General features: G+C 43.1%; 16 protein-coding genes. 14 read left to right on the forward strand and 2 right to left on the reverse strand.

Annotated elements, in window-relative coordinates; translation table 11 throughout:
* Positions 1-346: 346 nt before the first annotated feature.
* The 10 genes from nikA (at position 347) to ACXAEO_RS09730 (ending at position 10877) form a co-directional block, all read left to right on the forward strand.
* The gene (nikA, locus tag ACXAEO_RS09685; protein WP_474880280.1) at positions 347-1882 is read left to right on the forward strand and encodes a nickel ABC transporter substrate-binding protein; all 1536 of its coding nucleotides are present in this window, start codon (positions 347-349) and stop codon (positions 1880-1882) included.
* Positions 1879-2820: a nickel ABC transporter permease gene (nikB, locus tag ACXAEO_RS09690; protein WP_474880282.1), complete on the forward strand. Its 942-nt coding sequence runs from the start codon at positions 1879-1881 to the stop codon at positions 2818-2820. The genes nikA and nikB overlap by 4 nt, the downstream gene beginning before the upstream one ends.
* Entirely contained in the window at positions 2820-3653 is an 834-nt protein-coding gene (gene nikC / locus ACXAEO_RS09695) for a nickel transporter permease (protein ID WP_474884071.1), read from the forward strand. The genes nikB and nikC overlap by 1 nt, the downstream gene beginning before the upstream one ends.
* Positions 3650-4453 (forward strand): ABC transporter ATP-binding protein, encoded by an 804-nt coding sequence (locus tag ACXAEO_RS09700; protein WP_474880285.1) that lies wholly within the window; start codon positions 3650-3652, stop codon positions 4451-4453. The genes nikC and ACXAEO_RS09700 overlap by 4 nt, the downstream gene beginning before the upstream one ends.
* Before the next feature lie 35 nt (positions 4454-4488).
* On the forward strand, positions 4489-5256 hold the full coding sequence (locus tag ACXAEO_RS09705) for an ABC transporter ATP-binding protein (protein ID WP_474880288.1): 768 nt from the start codon (positions 4489-4491) through the stop codon (positions 5254-5256).
* Between the two features lie 13 nt (positions 5257-5269).
* Positions 5270-6613, forward strand: coding sequence for an MATE family efflux transporter (locus ACXAEO_RS09710; protein WP_474880291.1), 1344 nt, complete (start codon positions 5270-5272; stop codon positions 6611-6613).
* Between the two features lie 33 nt (positions 6614-6646).
* Complete coding sequence (locus ACXAEO_RS09715; RefSeq protein WP_474880294.1) at positions 6647-7825, forward strand: FAD/NAD(P)-binding protein; 1179 nt, start codon at positions 6647-6649, stop codon at positions 7823-7825.
* Positions 7826-7935: 110 nt separating this feature from the next.
* Positions 7936-8241 carry a hypothetical protein gene (locus tag ACXAEO_RS09720; protein WP_474880296.1) on the forward strand — a complete coding sequence of 102 codons (306 nt, stop codon included), beginning with the start codon at positions 7936-7938 and terminating at the stop codon, positions 8239-8241.
* A 239-nt stretch (positions 8242-8480) separates the two neighbouring features.
* The gene (locus ACXAEO_RS09725) at positions 8481-9494 is read left to right on the forward strand and encodes a LacI family DNA-binding transcriptional regulator (protein ID WP_474880298.1); all 1014 of its coding nucleotides are present in this window, start codon (positions 8481-8483) and stop codon (positions 9492-9494) included.
* 405 nt (positions 9495-9899) lie between these two features.
* On the forward strand, positions 9900-10877 hold the full coding sequence (locus tag ACXAEO_RS09730) for a sugar ABC transporter substrate-binding protein (protein WP_474880300.1): 978 nt from the start codon (positions 9900-9902) through the stop codon (positions 10875-10877).
* A 310-nt stretch (positions 10878-11187) separates the two neighbouring features.
* Here ACXAEO_RS09730 and ACXAEO_RS09735 read toward each other — a convergent pair whose 3' ends face one another.
* Positions 11188-12249, reverse strand: a complete 1062-nt coding sequence (locus tag ACXAEO_RS09735; RefSeq protein ID WP_474880301.1) for a lactonase family protein — start codon at positions 12247-12249, stop codon at positions 11188-11190.
* Between the two features lie 342 nt (positions 12250-12591).
* Here ACXAEO_RS09735 and ppc point away from each other — a divergent pair, with 342 nt between their 5' ends.
* Complete coding sequence (gene ppc / locus ACXAEO_RS09740; RefSeq protein ID WP_474880304.1) at positions 12592-15357, forward strand: phosphoenolpyruvate carboxylase; 2766 nt, start codon at positions 12592-12594, stop codon at positions 15355-15357.
* A 156-nt stretch (positions 15358-15513) separates the two neighbouring features.
* Here ppc and ACXAEO_RS09745 read toward each other — a convergent pair whose 3' ends face one another.
* A complete protein-coding gene (locus ACXAEO_RS09745; protein ID WP_474880306.1) occupies positions 15514-15975 on the reverse strand; it encodes a hypothetical protein in 462 nt (153 codons plus the stop codon).
* A 171-nt stretch (positions 15976-16146) separates the two neighbouring features.
* On the opposite strand from ACXAEO_RS09745, the gene ACXAEO_RS09750 reads away from it, so the two are divergent.
* The 3 genes from ACXAEO_RS09750 (at position 16147) to ACXAEO_RS09760 (ending at position 18524) form a co-directional block, all read left to right on the forward strand.
* A complete protein-coding gene (locus ACXAEO_RS09750; protein WP_474880308.1) occupies positions 16147-16485 on the forward strand; it encodes a hypothetical protein in 339 nt (112 codons plus the stop codon).
* A 299-nt stretch (positions 16486-16784) separates the two neighbouring features.
* A complete protein-coding gene (locus ACXAEO_RS09755) occupies positions 16785-17660 on the forward strand; it encodes a permease (protein ID WP_474880310.1) in 876 nt (291 codons plus the stop codon).
* Between the two features lie 21 nt (positions 17661-17681).
* Positions 17682-18524, forward strand: coding sequence for a TIGR03943 family putative permease subunit (locus ACXAEO_RS09760; protein ID WP_474880312.1), 843 nt, complete (start codon positions 17682-17684; stop codon positions 18522-18524).
* Positions 18525-18648: the final 124 nt, after the last annotated feature.

The following is an 18648-nucleotide window of genomic DNA, read 5'->3' on the forward strand; positions in this document are numbered from 1 at the left end:
GTGATGCTTCCTGAAAGAAAGAGTCATGTTCAGCTCATTTATTTTTTTAAAAGCGTAAAATAATGATTGACGCTGATAGGATAAGGTGGTATTCTACATTTTGTTAATCGTAATTGTTACGATTTTTTAGTAGATAGAAAAAGTTTCAGTAAGAATCATAACGATTTCTTTTCTGTTTTGCCAAAGCCATTTCTTTATCACTTTTTGTGATAAAGAGTATTTTTTTAATGCATTAATCGGAAACATTCTGATTTAACAAAAACTGTTGCTTTATGATACATACGCAAGGGAGAAGTAATTTTTACACATTATAAATCGTAATCATTTCAAATTAGGAGGAACAAAGATGTTAGGGAGTAAATTAAAAATGGGCGTCATGGCAAGTTCGATGGCATTGCTTCTCGCTGCATGCACGTCTTCACAAGATTCAACGTCAACGGATCAACAAGAAAAAAAGGAAGTAACGTTTCTCTCCAATTTTCCGAGTGAAACATTGGATCCGCATTTAAACTGGACGCCGGTACGAGCGGGTGTGGCGGAAACGTTAATTAAAATTAATGAAGAACTGAAGCTTGAACCGTGGCTTGCGAAAGAGTGGAGCAGTGATGAGAGCGGGCAAGTATGGACGTTCACGATTCAAGATGACGTGACATTCCAAAACGGAAAGAAAGTAGATGGAGAAGCGGTAAAAGTATCGCTTGAACGAAACATCGATGTGAGTGAATCGATGAAAAGCGCATTGAAAATTCAAGCGGTAGAAGCAAACGGACAAACGGTGACGATTACGTTAGAAGAGCCAATGCCACACTTCCCATCGGAGCTTGTTCATCCGAATACAGCCATTATTGATGTAACGGAAGAAAATGTGGAAGAAAAGCCCGTTGGAACAGAACCATTTACAGCTGTTTCATTTGAAGCGAACAGTCAGCTTGAATTAGAACGCTATGAAGACTATTGGGATGGAAAAGCGAATCTTGACGGTGCGACGTTTACGTTTAACGAGGATGCTAATGCACGAACGTTAGCGTTGCAATCAGGGGACGCGGATATTGTTTATCGCCCAGCTGTTGAAAGTCTTGAAAGCTTACAAGCAGACTCATCATTGAAAACGGATGTTGTTTCAAGCTTGCGGACACATTTCATTATGTATAATACGAAAACAGAGGCATTAAGCGACCCAAATGTAAGAAAAGTATTTGATGTCCTAATGGACCGCCAAGAAGTGGCAGACAGCATCATGGCTGGGCAAGCCGCTCCAGCCGCTGGCCCATTTTTACCAGACTTTTCATTTTCTCCTTCTTATGAAGAAAAAGCATATGGCATTGATGTGGCTAAAAAATATTTAGCGGAAGCTGGATATGAAATGAAAGACGGTCAAGCCGTGAAAGATGGAAAAGCTCTTTCTCTTACCATTTTGACTTACGCTCATCGTCCAGAACTGCCGTTAATGGCGCAACTTTTACAATCGAAGGCGAAAGAACTTGGCATTACGATTGACATTCAGCAAGTAGAGAACATCGATGAATATTTAGTGGGCGATCAACAGTGGGATTTAGCAACATACAGCTTACTAACGGCACCTCGAGGAGATGCTAGCTATTTCTTAAACGCCGTGTATATGCCAGATGGGGCTATGAACTATGGCCATATTAACAATGAGCCGATGAATACCATGGTGGAGGAATTAAACCGCACCATCGATGAAGAAAAACGTACAGAATTAGCGAAAAGCGCAACAAGCATCATTGAAGATGAAATTCTTCATTCGTTCATTGTCCACCCGAACAATTTCGTTGCCTATAAAGCAGATGTACAAGGGTGGGTAACAAGTAAAAGTGAGTTTTATATGCTGACGAAAGACCTTGATGTGAAGACAAAATGAAGCAATTAGGTAAAAGATTTATTGAACTTGCTCTGTTTTTGCTGCTGCTTTCATTTATTAGTTTCGTGTTTATGAAGGCAGCGCCGGGTGACCCGGTTCGCTATATTTTAAAAATCGATGACGTAGCGATTTCACAGGAGCAAATCGACGAATTGAGACAAGAGCTTGGATTTGACCAGCCAGTTTATGTTCAATATTGGAACTGGCTTCAGCGCTTCTTTCAGTTTGACCTAGGCAATTCCTATATGACCAATCAACCCGTGCTTGAAGAGTTGATGGAGAGGGTGCCGGCGACGCTTGCGTTGACGGCGGCATCCCTTTTTATTATGACAATCATTGCTGTTCCACTTGGAACACTCTCTGCTTTATATAAAGGTCGATGGGTGGACCGGCTAAGCCGGCTCTTTTCCGTAGCCGGCGCTGCCATTCCAAGCTTTTGGCTTGGGCTACTTTTCATCCAGTTATTTTCGGTGAAGCTTGGCTTATTGCCGTCAATGGGAAAGGGAACCATTTTGCATTTAATTCTTCCATCTTTAACATTGGGGCTGGCGATGTCAGCGTTATATATTAGACTGTTGCGCTCGAGCTTGCTAGAAAGCTTAGGGCAGGATTTTATCCGTTCAGCGAAAGCAAGGGGACTGAGCACGAAAAGAATTTTTTTCTTACATGCCTTTCGTCACGCCCTTAGTCCTGTTATTACCATTTTAGGTGTCAGTCTAGGGTCCTTGCTTGGTGGAACGGTCATCATTGAAGTGTTATTCGCCTATCCAGGCGTCGGCAAGCTTGTCGTGGAAGCCATCGTGCGAAGAGATTATCCTATTATACAAGGCTACATTTTACTCATGGGTGTTGCGATGGTTGTCATTAATACAGCGGTCGATGTTTCGTACCGCTATTTAAATCCAGAGATTCGGTTGAAGGAGGTAGAGCGCCGATGATGAAAAAATGGGGCTTGAGATTCCGTCCATCCGGCTATCTTATCATCTTAATGACTCTCGTCGTAATGATAATGTTGTTTGCGCAGTTCATCGTACCGTTTGATCATGAACATGTGAACATGAGTGAACGGCTCGAACCAGCAAGCTTTCATCACTTATTAGGAACGGATCATTTAGGAAGAGACATGTTTTCTCGTATTTTAATGGGGGCACAAACAACGGTCGGCACAAGCTTGCTTGTGCTGGCCGTCTCATTATGCATCGGTGTACCCGTCGGTCTTTTGTCCGGTTATATTGGGGGCAGAGTAGACCGGTTATTCATGAGGATAGCGGATGCGTTTTTAACGTTTCCTGACTATATTGCGGCTATTATTTTGAGCGGCTTACTCGGACCTGGCATCGTAAACCTCGTGTTTGCGATTGTTGTTGTGAAATGGGTTGGGTACGCGCGACTAGCTCGAAGTACTGTTTTAGCGGAAAAACAAAAAGAGTATATCATTTTAGCTAAATTAAACGGTCTTAGTTCGTTTGCCATTTTGCGCAAACATATGCTTCCACACGTAGCGGGAAATGTGATGGTGCTGGCGGCAATGGATATTGGAAAGGTTATTATAATGATTGCATCCCTTTCTTACATAGGACTGGGCGCCCAGCCGCCGACTCCAGAATGGGGAGCAATGCTGAACGAAGGAAGAGCTTACTTCTATCATGCGCCGCATTTAATGATTATACCGGGACTGGCGATTATGTTTGTCGTGCTTTTATCTAATTTATTAGGTGATTTTTTACGCGACCGTTTTGATGTGAAACAGGAGAAGGAGGACGCAGCATGACCATTTTAAATGTTTCCGGCTTGACGGTTCAGCATAGAGGCGGGACGATTGTCGATAATATTAGTTTTACGATTGGCAAAGGCGAATGGCTTGCATTGGTCGGCGAAAGCGGGAGCGGTAAAAGCGTGACTGCTTCGGCTATCGGTGGATTGCTGCAAACAGGCTTATCTGTTTCAGCGGGTGAGATATTATTAGATGGAATCAATGTGCGCACATTGAAAGAAAAAGAACTTCAACCACTTCGCGGAAAAGACATTGCTTATGTGTTTCAAGATTATCAAGGGGCGTTTACCCCGTTTATCCGAGTTGGCAAGCAGTTTGATGAAATGCTTCGCACACATACGGATATGTCTAAAAGCGAGCGGAAAGAATGTGCACTTCACGCTTTAAAAAATGTACGCCTTCCTGAAGAACGGGTGTACGCGAGCTATCCGTTTCAGTTGAGCGGAGGACAGCTGCAACGCGCAGCCATTGCGATGGCGATGATGCTGAAACCAAAATTGCTCATTGCCGATGAGCCAACGACCGCTCTTGACAGCATGACGGCTGCCAGTGTGCTAAAGCTCATTCACAATGTGAAAGAAGAAACAGATTGTGCAGTTTTATTCATTACTCACGATTTGCGGCATGTTCGGAAATATGCAAATAAGCTTGCGGTGATGAGGAAAGGTGAAATTGTAGAAGCGGGTGAAAAGGATGCGGTTTTTGCACACCCGAATCATTCGTATACAAAGCAGTTATTTGCCGCCGTTCCTCCTTTAAGAGAAACACCGTCACGGTTGCTGTCGGTCTACGAATGAGAAGCCACACTTGAGTAAGAAAGGAGAAAGCGTCTATGTTGAAGCAACCGATTTTACAAGCTGTTAATGTAACAAAACAATATTCATGCGGCCATAAAGCGGTGGATGAAGTATCACTTTCCATTCAACAAGGAGAGTGTGTAGGGTTGGTCGGAGAGAGCGGCAGCGGCAAAAGTACGTTAGCGAGATGTTTGCTTATGCTGGAAACGATTGATGAAGGAGAAATTCGCCTGAACGGAAATGTGCTTCAGCAACGCTCGAAAAGCGAGAGAAAGAACATGCAAGTCGTTTTTCAAAATCCAGCCGCTTCCTTAAATCCACGCTTGAAAATGATCGATTCTTTAATGGAGCCGCTCGATGTGCAAAAATCGGCGGTCCCTTCTTTTTTGAAAGAGGTGCGCCATGACCGGCGAAAAGCGGCGGAAAAACTATTGGAGATGGTGGGTCTTGAGCCGCATCTTCTGGAGGTTTATCCACATCATTTAAGCGGCGGACAAAAACAGCGGGTCAGCATTGCCAGAGCGATCAGCACGGAGCCATCTCTTATCATTTTAGATGAGCCGACAGCCAGTCTGGATGTGTCCATTCAGGCGAAAATTTTGAACTTATTAAAAGATTTGCAAGAAGAGCTCGGTCTTTCTTATTTGTTTATTTCGCATGACCTTGCAGCTGTCAACTTTATGAGTGACCGGATTATGGTTATGCAGCAAGGCCGGATGATTGACGAATGTTTGAAGCAAGACTTGTTTTCAGACAATCGCCATCCGTATACGAAAGAATTGATCGAAGTTTTTGAGTCGTAAGGAGGGGAAATGATTGAACCATCGAGCTTATCTTGCTTTAGCCATTCCTCTTATTATTTCGACGATAACGACACCGCTTCTTGGAGCGGTTGATACGGCCGTTGTCGGTCAGCTGCCTGACCCTGCTTACATTGGAGCAGTCGCGGTTGGGACGATGATTTTTAATACGATGTATTGGCTGTTTGGCTTTTTACGTGTCAGCACATCTGGTTTTGCTGCTCAAGCACAAGGAGCGAATGATTCTCGTCAAGGTGTGCTCGTGCTAGCGAGGCCATTTTTTCTGGCGATTGCAGTTGGATTCATGTTTATTCTTCTTCAAGCGCCGATTGAGCATGCTGCGTTAGCTTTAATTAATCCGGCATCGGATGTTCAGGCATTTGTCTCGGATTATTTTGGCATTCGAATATGGGGTGTTCCGTTTACATTGCTGAATTATGTCATTCTCGGCTGGTTAATGGGCATGTCCATGATTAAAATTTCGCTCATGCTGCAAGTGTTCATGAATGTCATGAACATCGTGCTTGATTTGTTGTTTGTTCACGTCTTTTCTATGGCGGTATCTGGAGTAGCAATGGCGACTCTTTTATCAGAAGTAACCGCCTTTGTCATTGGTGTCATTATTATTTGGAAGGCATCGCCTGTCCGGGTGACACTTCCGCCAATGAAAGAAATTTTGGATGTTGCTTCGTTGAAAAAGATGATGAACGTGAACCGTGATTTATTCATCCGCACAGTTTGTTTATTAACCGTGTTCAACTTATTTACGGCAAAAGGGGCTTCCTTTGGGACGGAAATGCTGGCAGCGAATGCGGTGCTTATTCAAATTCATTACATTATGGCGTATTTGTTTGACGGATTTGCCAATGCTACGAGCATTTTAACAGGAAAAGCAATTGGAGCGAAGGATGCGTCCTTATATAAAAAAACACTCAAACTATCATGTCAGTGGGCATTTCTTGGTTCGTTGTTCGTTTCCGGCATGTACTATTTGTTCGGAGAAAAGATGATTAGGTTGTTTACAACGATACCGGCTGTCATCGACTTGGCTCATTCATACGGAACATGGCTCTTGCTGTTTCCGTTTACCGCGAGCTTCGGCCTTATTTTGTACGGGGCATTTACAGGGGCAACAGAAGCTGCACCTGTCCGCAATTCCATGTTATTAGCGTTAATCGCCTATGTCGTGATGCAGTTTACAGTTGTACCACTTTTAGGTAATCACGGTTTATGGCTAGCCTTTATTGTGTTCAGCTTTGGGCGTTCGTTCTTTTTGACGATGTATGTCCCAGCATTAAGTAGAAAACTGTTCCCTTATGGAGAAACGAAAGAGCCGGATGCTAGCATTTCGGCTGGATAATTATCATTATGTTCAACAAGGAGGATGTTACGTATGATGTATGAATGGATTATTGTCGGGGGAGGCATTCAAGGAACGACCATGGCAACATTTTTATTGAAGAAAAAGAAAACGACCATTGAGAAACTGGCCATTATCGACCGGCATACGGAACCGCTCGCAAACTGGAAACGCTGCACAAGCACTATTTCCATGCCTTATTTGCGGTCTCCGTCCGTTCATCATCTTGATGTGGATCCATTTGGCTTGCAAGGGTTTGTAAAGGAGCGTTCATATGATGGAAAAACGGCCTTTTACGGACAGTACAAACGCCCGTCCCTCCAAGCATTCAATGAGCATTGTGACCATATCGCTGCGGATTTATCTTTAAAAAAGGCGTGGATTCAAGGAAGAGTGACCGGTGCGGACCGGATGGAAGAGGGATGGACTGTACAATTGGAAGATGGAAGAGAAGTGATGGGGCAAAACCTAGTATTGGCGATTGGTATCGGAGAGCAGCCGTTTTGGCCGAACTGGGCGCAAGAGCTGAAAGCAGGCGGAGAAGCAGCTGTCTATCATGTGTTTGAGGAAGAGCAGCCTGATTTTCATACGTTGCCTCGTCCTTTGACAATTGTCGGTGGCGGCATTACGTCTATTCATCTCGCCTTAAAACTGAGCACGCTGTTTCCGGGCGAAGTAACATTATTGAAGCGCCATCCGTTTCGTGTTTATGATTTCGACAGTGATCCGGCTTGGCTTGGACCGAAAAATCAAACCACGTTCCGCAAGCTAAAAAGCTATGAAACGCGGCGTGCGCAAATTAAAGAGGCCCGTCATAAAGGTTCCATTCCTCGGGATTTGCATTTGAAAGTGCTTCGTCGTCTTCAGCAAGGAGTATTGCATGTAGAAGATGGATGCATTGAACAGGCGTTGTGCGTAGATGGAACGATTCGATTGTACGATCACCACAATGAGCTGATTCAGGAAACTGGGACGCTTTTATTAGCGACAGGCTTTAAACCGTCACTTCCAGGAGCAGAATGGCTCACGCCGATGATACATAAACATTCGTTGCGTTGTGCTGAATGCGGTTATCCGATTGTGTCAGAATCTTTGCAGTGGGGACCTAATCTCTACACTACAGGTGCATTAGCGGAGCTTGAAGTCGGACCAATCGCCCGTAACATTTCTGGGGCGCGCCAGGCGGCGGAACGCATCGTCAACAGCCTGTAATAAAAAATCGGTACAATAATGAAAAATGGACAAATACCCTGTACTCTCGTCTATTCATTTCCTCTCTATCGGCATAGCATATAGTAAATAGAGGAAAGGGGGGAGAGTACATGTCTGATAGAAGACGTCGTGATAATGATGTGGCAGGTATCAGTGACCGCCGCCGTGACGATCTTGACCGACTTCTTGTTCGTGCTGATGAAGTAATTGTGTTTGAAGAAGATGATAAAAGATGTCACCGCTACTGGGATAATGATGATGTAGCAGGAATTGGTGACAATCACCGGAGAAGACGAGTGCTGGATGTGGATCAAGTCATTATTCGCGCTGATGAAGTGATTATTGTGGATGAGGACGATAGAAAAAAGCACCGTTGTCATCGGAGAGACCGCCGCGGAGGCTTCTCTTGGATCTAATAACCCGCTGATTGTTAGACTGTAGACAAACTTGGCGCCATCGAGTTTATCTACAGTCTTTTCCTTTTGTATGAGAAAAATGGCGAAAGAAACGGAAAAGCGATCGTTGATTTCTCACGTTCAATTTACAGAAAAGACTTTATTTTCATACTAAATCTCAATATAATAAAAACAAAAGTAATCGGTTACCTTAATTCTTTCATGCAAACAACCAATACATGTTGAGAGTAGGTTAAAAAATGAAAATCACCATTTATGACGTCGCGAAAAAGGCTGGTGTTTCAACGGCTACTGTTTCAAAAGTCATTAACAATACAGGCTCAATTAGTGAGAAAACGAAGCGAAAAGTTCAACAAATAATGGATGAATTACACTATCAGCCAAGTATGATTGCTTCGGCATTAAAAAGCAAACATACACATACAATCGGGCTGCTTATTCCGGATTTTGCAAATCCCATTTTTGCCGAGTATGCGAAATACATAGAAGAAAGAGGGCAAGAACTTGGATTTACCGTCATCATGTGTAATACAGACTTCAACCCAGATAAGGAACTGAAATACATTTCGCTTTTAAAACAAAAACAAGTGGATGGAATCATCGTCGCGGCTAGGTTTAAAAATATTAAACTGTTAAAAGGTTTAATTAAAGAGCAGTTTCCGCTCGCCCTCATTGCTCAAGATTTACCTGCAATGCCCATTGATACGGTGACGGTCGATGACTATTTAGGTGGTTATCAAGTGACGGAATATTTGCTTTCACTAGGTCATCGACGCATTGGTGTAATTGCGGAGGGCGATATAAGCAGTCAAGAACGGATTAGAGGGTATAAACAAGCCTTCATCGATGCAGAAGTAGAAGTGGATGAAGCGTTAATCAAAGTATGCAGTGAGTCAACAAGGGCGTGTGCGAGATTACAAGCTGGGGCTTTGCTTGATTTAGAGCGGCGTCCTAGCGCTATTTTTGGCTGTAATGATTTATTAGCGATCGGTGTAATGCAAGCTGCGCGCGACCGAGATTTAACGATTCCAAATGATTTATCGATCGTTGGATTTGATAATACGGAGCTATCTAAAGTAGTCGACCCTTCTTTAACGACCGTACAGCAACCGCTGAAAGATATTGGTCATCACGTTGTGAATCTACTCACCCAAAAGATCGAAGGGAAGAGCAAAACCACACACCGAGTTGTACTGCTGCCAGACCTTGTGATTCGTCAATCGACAATGAGGATAGAAGACGGAAAAAACTAAACAAAAAGAAGATGACTGACCGGGCTTTACGCTTGATAAAAGTCATCTTCTTTTTGTTTGTTGTGGGATGATAGAAGAAATATTCATGCTAATAGATGAAAGTCTTTTAGAAAAAAATGAAGTAAATGTTAGAAATTAAAATATTTTCTGAATTTATTATTGAAAACGCTTTAAAAATAATATACACTCTTTTTAAGAAAGTAACCGGTTTCCTTTTTTCTATCATTCAGATTACATATGTTAGGTGGTGTTTTCATACTATTTAAGGCAATTTTCATGATTTTTAAGCTAACACTTTTAATATTTTCTAGTAAAACTTATAGTCTAACGAAATGAATTAGATTAACCGGTTACCTTATTGCTGAACTATTAAGAATCGTAAATGATATGAGGAAGGGTTTTGAGATGAAAAAAATATGGAGTATTTCGTTCGTTTTACTTCTTAGTTTCATGGCATTAGTTGGATGTGGAAGCACGGAAACCGGTTCGGAAGGCGGCAATGCTAATTCTGATGGCGGAGATCTAGAAGTAGGTGTGATTTTGAAAGCGCTAAACAGTGATTACTGGAAATTTGTCGAAGCGGGTGCGAAAGCGGCTGGGGAAGAATATGGCGTGAAGGTAAATGTTCTTGGGCCACCGGCTGAAACACAGTTTATGGAACAAGTATCGATGATGGAAGACCAATTAACTCAAGGTGTGGATGCGCTTCTTGCTGCTCCGAGTCAGCCTGCTTCTGCACAGCCTGTTTTTGAACAAGCACAAGCTTCTGGCATCCCTGTTTTATTGCTCGATACTGATGCTGACTTTGAAGAAAAGGTGTCATTTATCGGAACGGGTAACTATGAAGCAGGCCGTTTAGGCGGAGAGTTTATCGCAAAGCAAGTGAAAAAGGGTGACACCGTTGCAATTATTCGAGGAGCAAAAGGTGATAACACGCATGATGATCGGACAAAAGGAGCAGAAGAAGTGTTGAAAGAGCAAGGGATTGAAGTAGTGGTTCAGCCTGCTGACTCAGATCGTGCGAAAGCGGCGAATGTCATGGAAAATATTTTGACAGCAAATCCAAATGTGACAGCTGTCTACGCAACGAGTGAAGAGATGGCTCTAGGTGCTTTGCGTACCGTTCAGGATAAAAACAAAGGGATTTTTGTTATCGGTTTTGACGGAACGCCTGAAGGGTTAGAATCGATTAAAAATGATGGTTTAACAGCTACAATTGCCCAAGACCCTTATATGATTGGTTACTTAAGTGTAGAGAGTGCGTATAAGCATGCGAAAGGCGAGGCAGTAGAAAAACGTATTGATTCAGGAGCAGAGGTCATTACAAAAGAAACGGTCGAAGCGAAAATGGCGAAATTAAATGAATATTTAGGTGAAAAATAATAGAGGAGACGAGAGTGTTTAATCAATGGCTATGAATGGCTGCAATCAACGTGAACGCCATCCCCCCTAGGTGAAATTTACGTACTGATGGAAGCAACCTGCATACCGAATGATGAAGCGTCTCTCATATGAAGAAAAGGGCTGTCCAATAAGTCTTAAAATTTTCGAGGAAACGATCGTTTTTCTTTTTATGCAAAATGGACCGTTTATCAAAACCCGTAATACTCCTAGGTTTTTGTAACGGTCCATTTTGCAGGGGGTGTCTGAAAAGAGGTGGGTTGTCTCTTTTTAGACACCTCCTCTTTCGTTATTATGCGTTTAAAAACTTAATGCACACTGGATATGGAACAGTTACATCGGATTGTACAAGAGTTAACGTTCCAGAAGCGGCATCTCGTGAAAATAATACAAGATTATGAGACTCCTGATTGGAAGCAATTAAGAATTTTTCAGTCGGATCAAGCACGAAGTCGCGTGGCCAGTTTCCTTCTGTGGATGTATGCTCAATAAATTCAAGCGTTCCTGTCTGTTCATCGACACGGAATACAGCGATGCTGTCGTGTCCGCGGTTGCCAGCATACACGAAGCGTCCGTCAGACGAGAGGTGGATGGCGCTTCCTTGATTGTTTTCCGTGAAGTCTGCTGGGATTGTTGAAATAGATTGAAGCTCAGTAAAACGCCCATCTTCTGGATGATACGTAAGCGCCACAACTTCTGAGCTGAGCTCTGTCATAATGTAGGCATATTTTCCGTTCGGATGAAAAGCTAAGTGACGCGGACCGCTTCCAGGCTTCATGGATAACGTATGGGCTTTCGTCAGCGTGCCTCCGTCTACTTTGTATGTAATGAGTTCATCTGTCCCTAAATCGACGGCAACTACATATTTTTCATCAGGTGTGAATCCTGCATAATGGGCATGTGGCTTTTCTTGTCGTTCTTCATTTGGGCCAGTGCCTTCGTGCTGCATAATAGAAGAAGCAGGCTGGACGCTGCCGTCTTGTTCGTTGACGACATATGCTTCAATGGTTCCTTTATGGTAGTTCGCGGTCACGACAACGCGGTTTTCGCTATCTACACTCACATGACATGGAGACGCGCCTTCTGACAGCTGTTCATTTAATGCTGTCAGCTCTTTCGTGTCAGGGTGGATAGCATAAGCGGCTACTCCGCCTTTTTCGCCCTTTTTAATGACGGAATAAAGATATTGATTGTCTTGACTAATCGTAACATATGTAGGGTTTTCAAGTTTGGCTGCTTCCTTCACATTTGTAATGCTTCCTTCTTCTGTATGAAGAGTGAAGGTGTAGATGCCTTGGCTATCGCCTTTTGTGTATGTACCGACATAGCCGGTAAACAAAGCGTTGTTGGTCATGTTTATATACTCCTCTCAAATTCAGTTGTCCCGAAACGACGGGCGTAATCTCCGCTATATTATACCATAAGCGCGCTGGAAGGAAACGCAGTTCGAATTTTAGGGCAGGAAATATGTGGGTAATAATATTAAAATTCTAAAAAATAAAATAATTTATTGTGAAAAAAGTTCAATACTGGTAGAATAGAGAAAAATGAAAGGAAAGCGAGGGCTTTTCCTTAATAGGGACAAAATCAGTCCTGTCGGGACGTTTGATGTCCCTTTGATGAATGACGATATCTTCTATCGATTACAATATAGAAGATACGGCTAAAGCATGATATTGAAAGGGCAGGGGAATTTATGACAGTAAAATTATCAGAAAAGCACGAAACATACACGAACCCATTAGCGCAAGATGCCGCATTTCTTGGACAATTACTTGATCAAGTTCTCCTTCATGAAGGTGGAGAAGCATTAATCAACAAAATCGAAAAAATTCGGACGATGACTAAATCATTGCGTGACGAAAAGGATGCGTCCACTTATGAGCAACTAAAAGAAGAGATGAACCAGCTTGAACCGCCGGTAAGGCAACAAGTGATTCGCTTCTTTTCCATTTATCTTCAGCTTGTGAACGTAGCGGAGCAAAATCACCGTATCCGTCGTCGTCGTGAATATCAGTATTTGGAGGAAGAGGCTGTTCAGCCAGGCTCACTTGAAGCAGGGGTTGTTTCGTTAGCGGAAAACAACATTACTCCAGATGTCGTCACAGATGTGCTGGAGAAATTGTCTCTTGAATTAATTATCACAGCGCATCCGACAGAAGCGACAAGAAGAACGGTACTGCAAATCCATCAGCGTATTGCGAGGCTTTTACTTCAGCTTGACCAGCCTTGTTCGAAACGGGAAAAGCAAGCGCTTGAAGAAAGCTTATTCAACGAAATTACCGCTTTATGGCAAACGGATGAACTGCGAGATAAGAAACTGACAGTGATGAATGAAGTAGCCAACGGCTTATACTATTTTGATGAAACGTTATTCGACGTACTTCCGCAAATTCATCAAGACTTAGAGCAGTTGTTGTTTGAACAATACAATGAAAAGTGGCATGTTCCGACGTTTTTACGATTCGGCTCATGGATTGGAGGCGACCGCGACGGCAATCCGAACGTGACGGCTGAAACGACTTGGAAAACATTGCGCAAACATCGTCATTTAGCATTAAGCAAATATAAAGAAGGGCTTCAAGAGCTACAAACACGCTTGAGCCAATCGACATCACGTGTAAAAGTAAGTGATGAATTGCTGGCATCCATCGAGCAAGAAAAAGGACTGCTTGAAGGAAAAGAAAAATGGCGAAACGAAGATGAAGTGTATCGCTGCAAAGTGACGATTATGCTGGAAAAGTTAGAACGTGTTGGCAAAGAGGAAGGTGGCTATCAGTCGGCAGAAGAGCTTCTTGCTGATTTGCACATGATTCGGACGAGCATGGAAACACATCATCCGAACGGATATACGTTAAAGCTTCTGCAAAAAGTCATTCGTCAAGTGGAGCTGTTCGGTTTCCATTTAGCGTCTCTTGATATTCGTAACCATAGCGGGGAGCATGAAGCGGCGATTGCTGAAATTTTCCGCAATGTGAACATTGCGGCTGATTATAAAGCATTGACAGAAGAAGAAAAAGTGGAAGTGCTGACAAAGGTTCTTCAAGATCGCAGACCACTTATCTCGATTTTCGATGTGTTCTCGCCGGAAACACAGGAAATCATTGAAGTATTCCGAATGATTCGACGAGCGCATGCAGAATTTGGCGAGCGCGCTATTGAAGTATATTTAATTAGTATGACACAAGCGGCAAGTGATCTTCTCGAAGTACTCGTATTAGCGAAAGAAGTTGGGCTATATCGAGTATATGAAGACGGAACAGTAACAAGTAAGCTTCATGTGGCGCCGCTTCTTGAAACGATTGACGATTTAACGTTCGGTCCAAAAATGATGGAGCAATTATTCCAAATGGACTTGTACCGCAAACATTTAGCAGTGCGTGGCGATTTGCAGGAAATTATGCTTGGCTATTCCGACAGCAGCAAAGACGGCGGAACGCTCACGGCGAATTGGAAGCTGTATAAAGCTCAGCAGGAAATTCACGATATGGCGAAAACGTATGATGTTCGCTTGAAGTTTTTCCACGGACGAGGTGGGTCGCTCGGACGAGGAGGCGGACCGTTAACGCGAAGCTTATTATCACAGCCATCTGAAACATTAGGGGACGGCGTCAAAATTACGGAGCAAGGGGAAGTGCTTTCGTCCCGTTATTTGCTTCCAGATATCGCATACCGCAGTTTAGAGCAGGCGACATCGACCCTTCTCACGGCGATTGCTCACGTATCAAAGGAAGCGGAGCAAAATGATTCACGTTCTGCAGACTGGGAGCAGGCAATGGATGAGATTTCTGCTGCTGCTCTGCAAAAATACCAGTCGCTCGTGTTTAAAGACCCAGACTTCTTAACGTATTTTAAACAAGCGACACCGCTTTTAGAGCTTGGCGCGCTAAATATCGGTTCAAGACCCATGAGCCGAAAAGGAAGCGGGCGTTTTGAAGATTTACGTGCGATTCCGTGGGTATTTGCTTGGACGCAAAGTCGTCAGCTTCTTCCGGCATGGTTTGCGGCTGGAACTGGTTTGAAGCAAGTTGCGGAGAAAAAAGGCGGCTTGAAGCTGTTGCAACAGATGTACCGTAATTGGCCGTTTTTCCGCTCGACGATTGACAATCTGCAAATGGCTCTTACAAAGGCAGATGTGACAACGGCGAAGGAATATGCGGCGATGGTAGAAGATGATGCAGTTGAAAAACGCATTTTTGACACGATCATGAATGAATACGAACAAACGAAAGAAATGGTATTGAATATTACGGAACAAGCGGATTTACTCGACCATATTCCGAATATTAAAGAGTCGGTTAAACTTCGCAACCCGTATGTGGATCCATTGAACTTCCTTCAAGTTCAGCTGATTTCTGAGCTGCGCGGCAAAGCTGAGCACGATGAAGCAGCCGTCAGCTTATTAAGAGAAGTACTTCTAACGATTAACGGCATTGCGGCAGGGCTTCGCAATACGGGCTGATATAACAAAAAGAGACGGTTTGAACATGGGAATCTTCCTGTTCAAACCGTCTCTTTTTTGGTCGGTCCATAAATAAGCCCTTTTTTAGGTAAGGGTTCTTTTAAGGGAACATGCTTATAGGAAGGTGCATAATGTAGTCTAGAGTTTACTACCCCTTTAAAGGAGAGGAAAGCATGAATAACCCTTATTCATATTATCAAGGTGGACAGCCGCAACACGGAGGGCACGGGCAACAATGGCCATGGCCGCAACACGGAGGACATGGGCAACAATGGCCATGGCCGCAACATGGAGGACATGGGCAACAATGGCCATGGCCACAACATGGAGGACATGGGCAACAATGGCCATGGCCGCAACATGGAGGACATGGGCAACAATGGCCGTGGCCGCAACATGGAGGACACGGACACCATTGGCCGAAGCACGACCAACATTGGCCGAAACATGACCAAGGTCATCACCACGGTCATAGCTACTATTAATTAAAGATGAATGGAATAAGAACAGAAGATGAGAGAAAATAACGAGTGATTGCTGTAGTTGTATGAAGTGAGATGGGGCTGTCCAATAAGTCTTAAAATGTTTAGGGAAATGATCGTTTTTCTGTTTATGCAAAATGGACCGTTTATGAAAACCCGGAATATTCCTAGGCTTTTGTAACGGTCCTCTTTTCGGACCCCCCTTTATTTTTGAAAAATAATCGTTTTCCTATGTTTAAAGAAAAAAAAGACGGGGTATTTCCTCTACAAATACTTACTTTGTATGAACTAAAAGGAGGAACTACGAATGAAATCACTTTTGAACAACAAACTGATGATTGGAACAATGGCTGCTACGTTAACACTTGGAGGATTGGCTGCATGCGGTGATGGAGTGGATCAAGATAACGGCATCAGTGATGGTGAGCAAAAGGACCAACTAGATACTGACAATCCTATGAATGATGAAATGAATGAGATGGAACAAGAAGCAGAACAGCAAATGGAAGAAGCGGAACAAGAAGTAAATGAACTGGAGCAAGAAATGGAAGAGAACGGCATCGGTGATGGTATCGATCAAGATAACGGCATTAGCGATGGCGAGAAAAAGGACGAGCTTGATAACAAAAATCCAGAAACAAATTAATAGATTGATTTAGAAAATGGGGCATGACCAAAAGGCGGTTATGCCCCATTTTCTAGACCTAAGCGGATGATTCAGGAGGTCTAAAGAACCTCTTGTGAACGTTCTTCCGCGAAGTAAAGCAGTGTCGAATGATTAACTGAAGTGTCAATAATAAGATTGAAAATTTTTATTGAGGTTGTCTGAAAAGAGGTGTTTTTTCCCTTTTTAGGCACCCTTTTTGTCTGTTTTGCATAAACTTGTTTCTTTCGTTAAAATAGGTAGGTTAAGAGAATAAAAAGATAGGCTAGGCGAGGAGTTTTATGACGTACGAATCTTTTTTACAGTTAAATACGATTTTTATTAGTTTATTAATTGAATCATTGCCGTTTGTCCTCATCGGTGTCATCGTGTCGGGAATTATTCAAATGTTTGTGACCGAAGAAATGATGGCCAAGGCGATTCCGAAAAATAAAATTTTATCGGTGGTATGGGCGTCTTTTCTCGGGGCCCTTTTTCCGGCATGTGAATGCGGGATTGTACCGATTACGCGCCGATTAATGGCAAAAGGGGTACCGCTTCATGCGGCCATTCCGTTCATGTTGACGGGCCCTGTCATTAACCCGGTTGTGTTGTTTTCTACCTATGTAGCATTCGGCAATGATTGGGGGATGATGTGGAACAGGGGAGGGCTTGCCTTGCTTGTGGCGTTGTTTGTTGGCTTAATTTTAGCGCGACAGTTTAAGGATTCCCAAGTGAAATCGGACACGCATGTCCATCACCATCATCATAGTGGCAATTTAAAAACGAAACTAGTAGGGACGATTAAACATACGATTGATGAATTTTTTTCAGTTGGAAAATTTCTCATTCTCGGGGCATTTGTAGCGGCGTCTATGCAAACGTTTATTAAAACATCAACATTGCTGAATGTGGGGAGCGGAGAATATTCTTCGACGCTTGTCATGATGGGGCTTGCTTACGTGCTGTCATTATGTTCAGAGGCAGATGCCTTTATTGCGTCATCGTTTCGCAGTACGTTTTCGGAAGGTTCCATTACCGCTTTCCTTGTGTTCGGGCCGATGTTTGATATTAAAAATACATTGATGATGCTTGGACACTTCAAAGCGAAATTTGTGTTCTATTTGTTTGTGTATGTCACCGTCTTTGTGTTTATCGGCTCCATCTTGCTCATTTAATAGAAGGGGGGAATAGTCCGTATGTTTCGAGTTATTATTTTACTTGGGTTTACGTTCGTTTTTATGCATTTGCATGCGACAGGTAATATTGCAAAATATGTGAATATGAGATATTCGTGGATTTCTTTTAGTACAATTTTTTTGCTGTTCTTTTTAACGATTGCTTCCTTGTATTTTTATATGAAGGAAGACGATAACCATGACCACAATCATGACTGCGGGTGTGATGGCTGTCATGACCATCAGCCGAAGCGAGCGTGGTTGCGCTTTCTTTCGTATCCGATTTATTTGTTTCCGGTGGTGACGGCTCTTTTCTTTCCGGTAGCCACATTGGATTCCAGCATTGTAGAAGCAAAAGGGTTTCATTTTCCGATGTACGATAATGCGAGTCCCTATGAACAGCATCAATTTTTGCAGCCGGATACGAGCGTCTATTACGGAAAAGAAGGTTACGAGGAGCTTATGAATGAACAGCTTCCAAAATATACAGGGAAAGAAACAGTCACCCTTCATGATGATAACTTTTTGACGGGGATGGAAATTTTGTATAACCATACGAGTCAGTTTATGGATAAAACGATTGAGTTCAAAGGATTTACGTTCCATACAGACGAAATGCAAGATCATCAATATTTCATTTTCCGCTTTGGTGTGATTCACTGTGTGGCTGATTCCGGCGTGTTCGGGATGCTTGTCGAATTTCCAGAAGGGACGAAGTTTGAACAAGATGAATGGGTAAGTGTGCAAGGAACCATTAGCACAATGTATTATCAGCCATTCAAAAAAACCATTCCTATTTTAAAGGTAACAGGCTGGCAAAACATTAGCGAACCGTCCGACCCATATGTTTACCGCAATGAATAATGAACGTAAAAAGTGTTGGCAAAAGAGGCTGGGGAATTCTCCAGCCTCTTTTGCATCATCAATTTGAGCGGAACTGCTTCGCGTTCCGCTCAAATTGGTGATGACTTGCGGCTTGTCTACATAT

The sequence above is a fragment of the Bacillus sp. ABA4_010 genome, from assembly GCF_056159105.1.

Coding starts and splice junctions, on each gene's coding strand:
- ACXAEO_RS09760 (WP_474880312.1), top strand. CDS start 17,682: ATGTTTCGAGTTATTATTTTACTTGGGTTTACGTTCGTTTTTATGCAT.
- nikC (WP_474884071.1), top strand. CDS start 2,820: ATGAAAAAATGGGGCTTGAGATTCCGTCCATCCGGCTATCTTATCATC.
- ACXAEO_RS09755 (WP_474880310.1), top strand. CDS start 16,785: ATGACGTACGAATCTTTTTTACAGTTAAATACGATTTTTATTAGTTTA.
- nikB (WP_474880282.1), top strand. CDS start 1,879: ATGAAGCAATTAGGTAAAAGATTTATTGAACTTGCTCTGTTTTTGCTG.
- ACXAEO_RS09730 (WP_474880300.1), top strand. CDS start 9,900: ATGAAAAAAATATGGAGTATTTCGTTCGTTTTACTTCTTAGTTTCATG.
- ACXAEO_RS09750 (WP_474880308.1), top strand. CDS start 16,147: ATGAAATCACTTTTGAACAACAAACTGATGATTGGAACAATGGCTGCT.
- ppc (WP_474880304.1), top strand. CDS start 12,592: ATGACAGTAAAATTATCAGAAAAGCACGAAACATACACGAACCCATTA.
- ACXAEO_RS09735 (WP_474880301.1), bottom strand. CDS start 12,249: ATGACCAACAACGCTTTGTTTACCGGCTATGTCGGTACATACACAAAA.
- nikA (WP_474880280.1), top strand. CDS start 347: ATGTTAGGGAGTAAATTAAAAATGGGCGTCATGGCAAGTTCGATGGCA.
- ACXAEO_RS09700 (WP_474880285.1), top strand. CDS start 3,650: ATGACCATTTTAAATGTTTCCGGCTTGACGGTTCAGCATAGAGGCGGG.
- ACXAEO_RS09720 (WP_474880296.1), top strand. CDS start 7,936: ATGTCTGATAGAAGACGTCGTGATAATGATGTGGCAGGTATCAGTGAC.
- ACXAEO_RS09705 (WP_474880288.1), top strand. CDS start 4,489: ATGTTGAAGCAACCGATTTTACAAGCTGTTAATGTAACAAAACAATAT.
- ACXAEO_RS09725 (WP_474880298.1), top strand. CDS start 8,481: ATGAAAATCACCATTTATGACGTCGCGAAAAAGGCTGGTGTTTCAACG.
- ACXAEO_RS09715 (WP_474880294.1), top strand. CDS start 6,647: ATGATGTATGAATGGATTATTGTCGGGGGAGGCATTCAAGGAACGACC.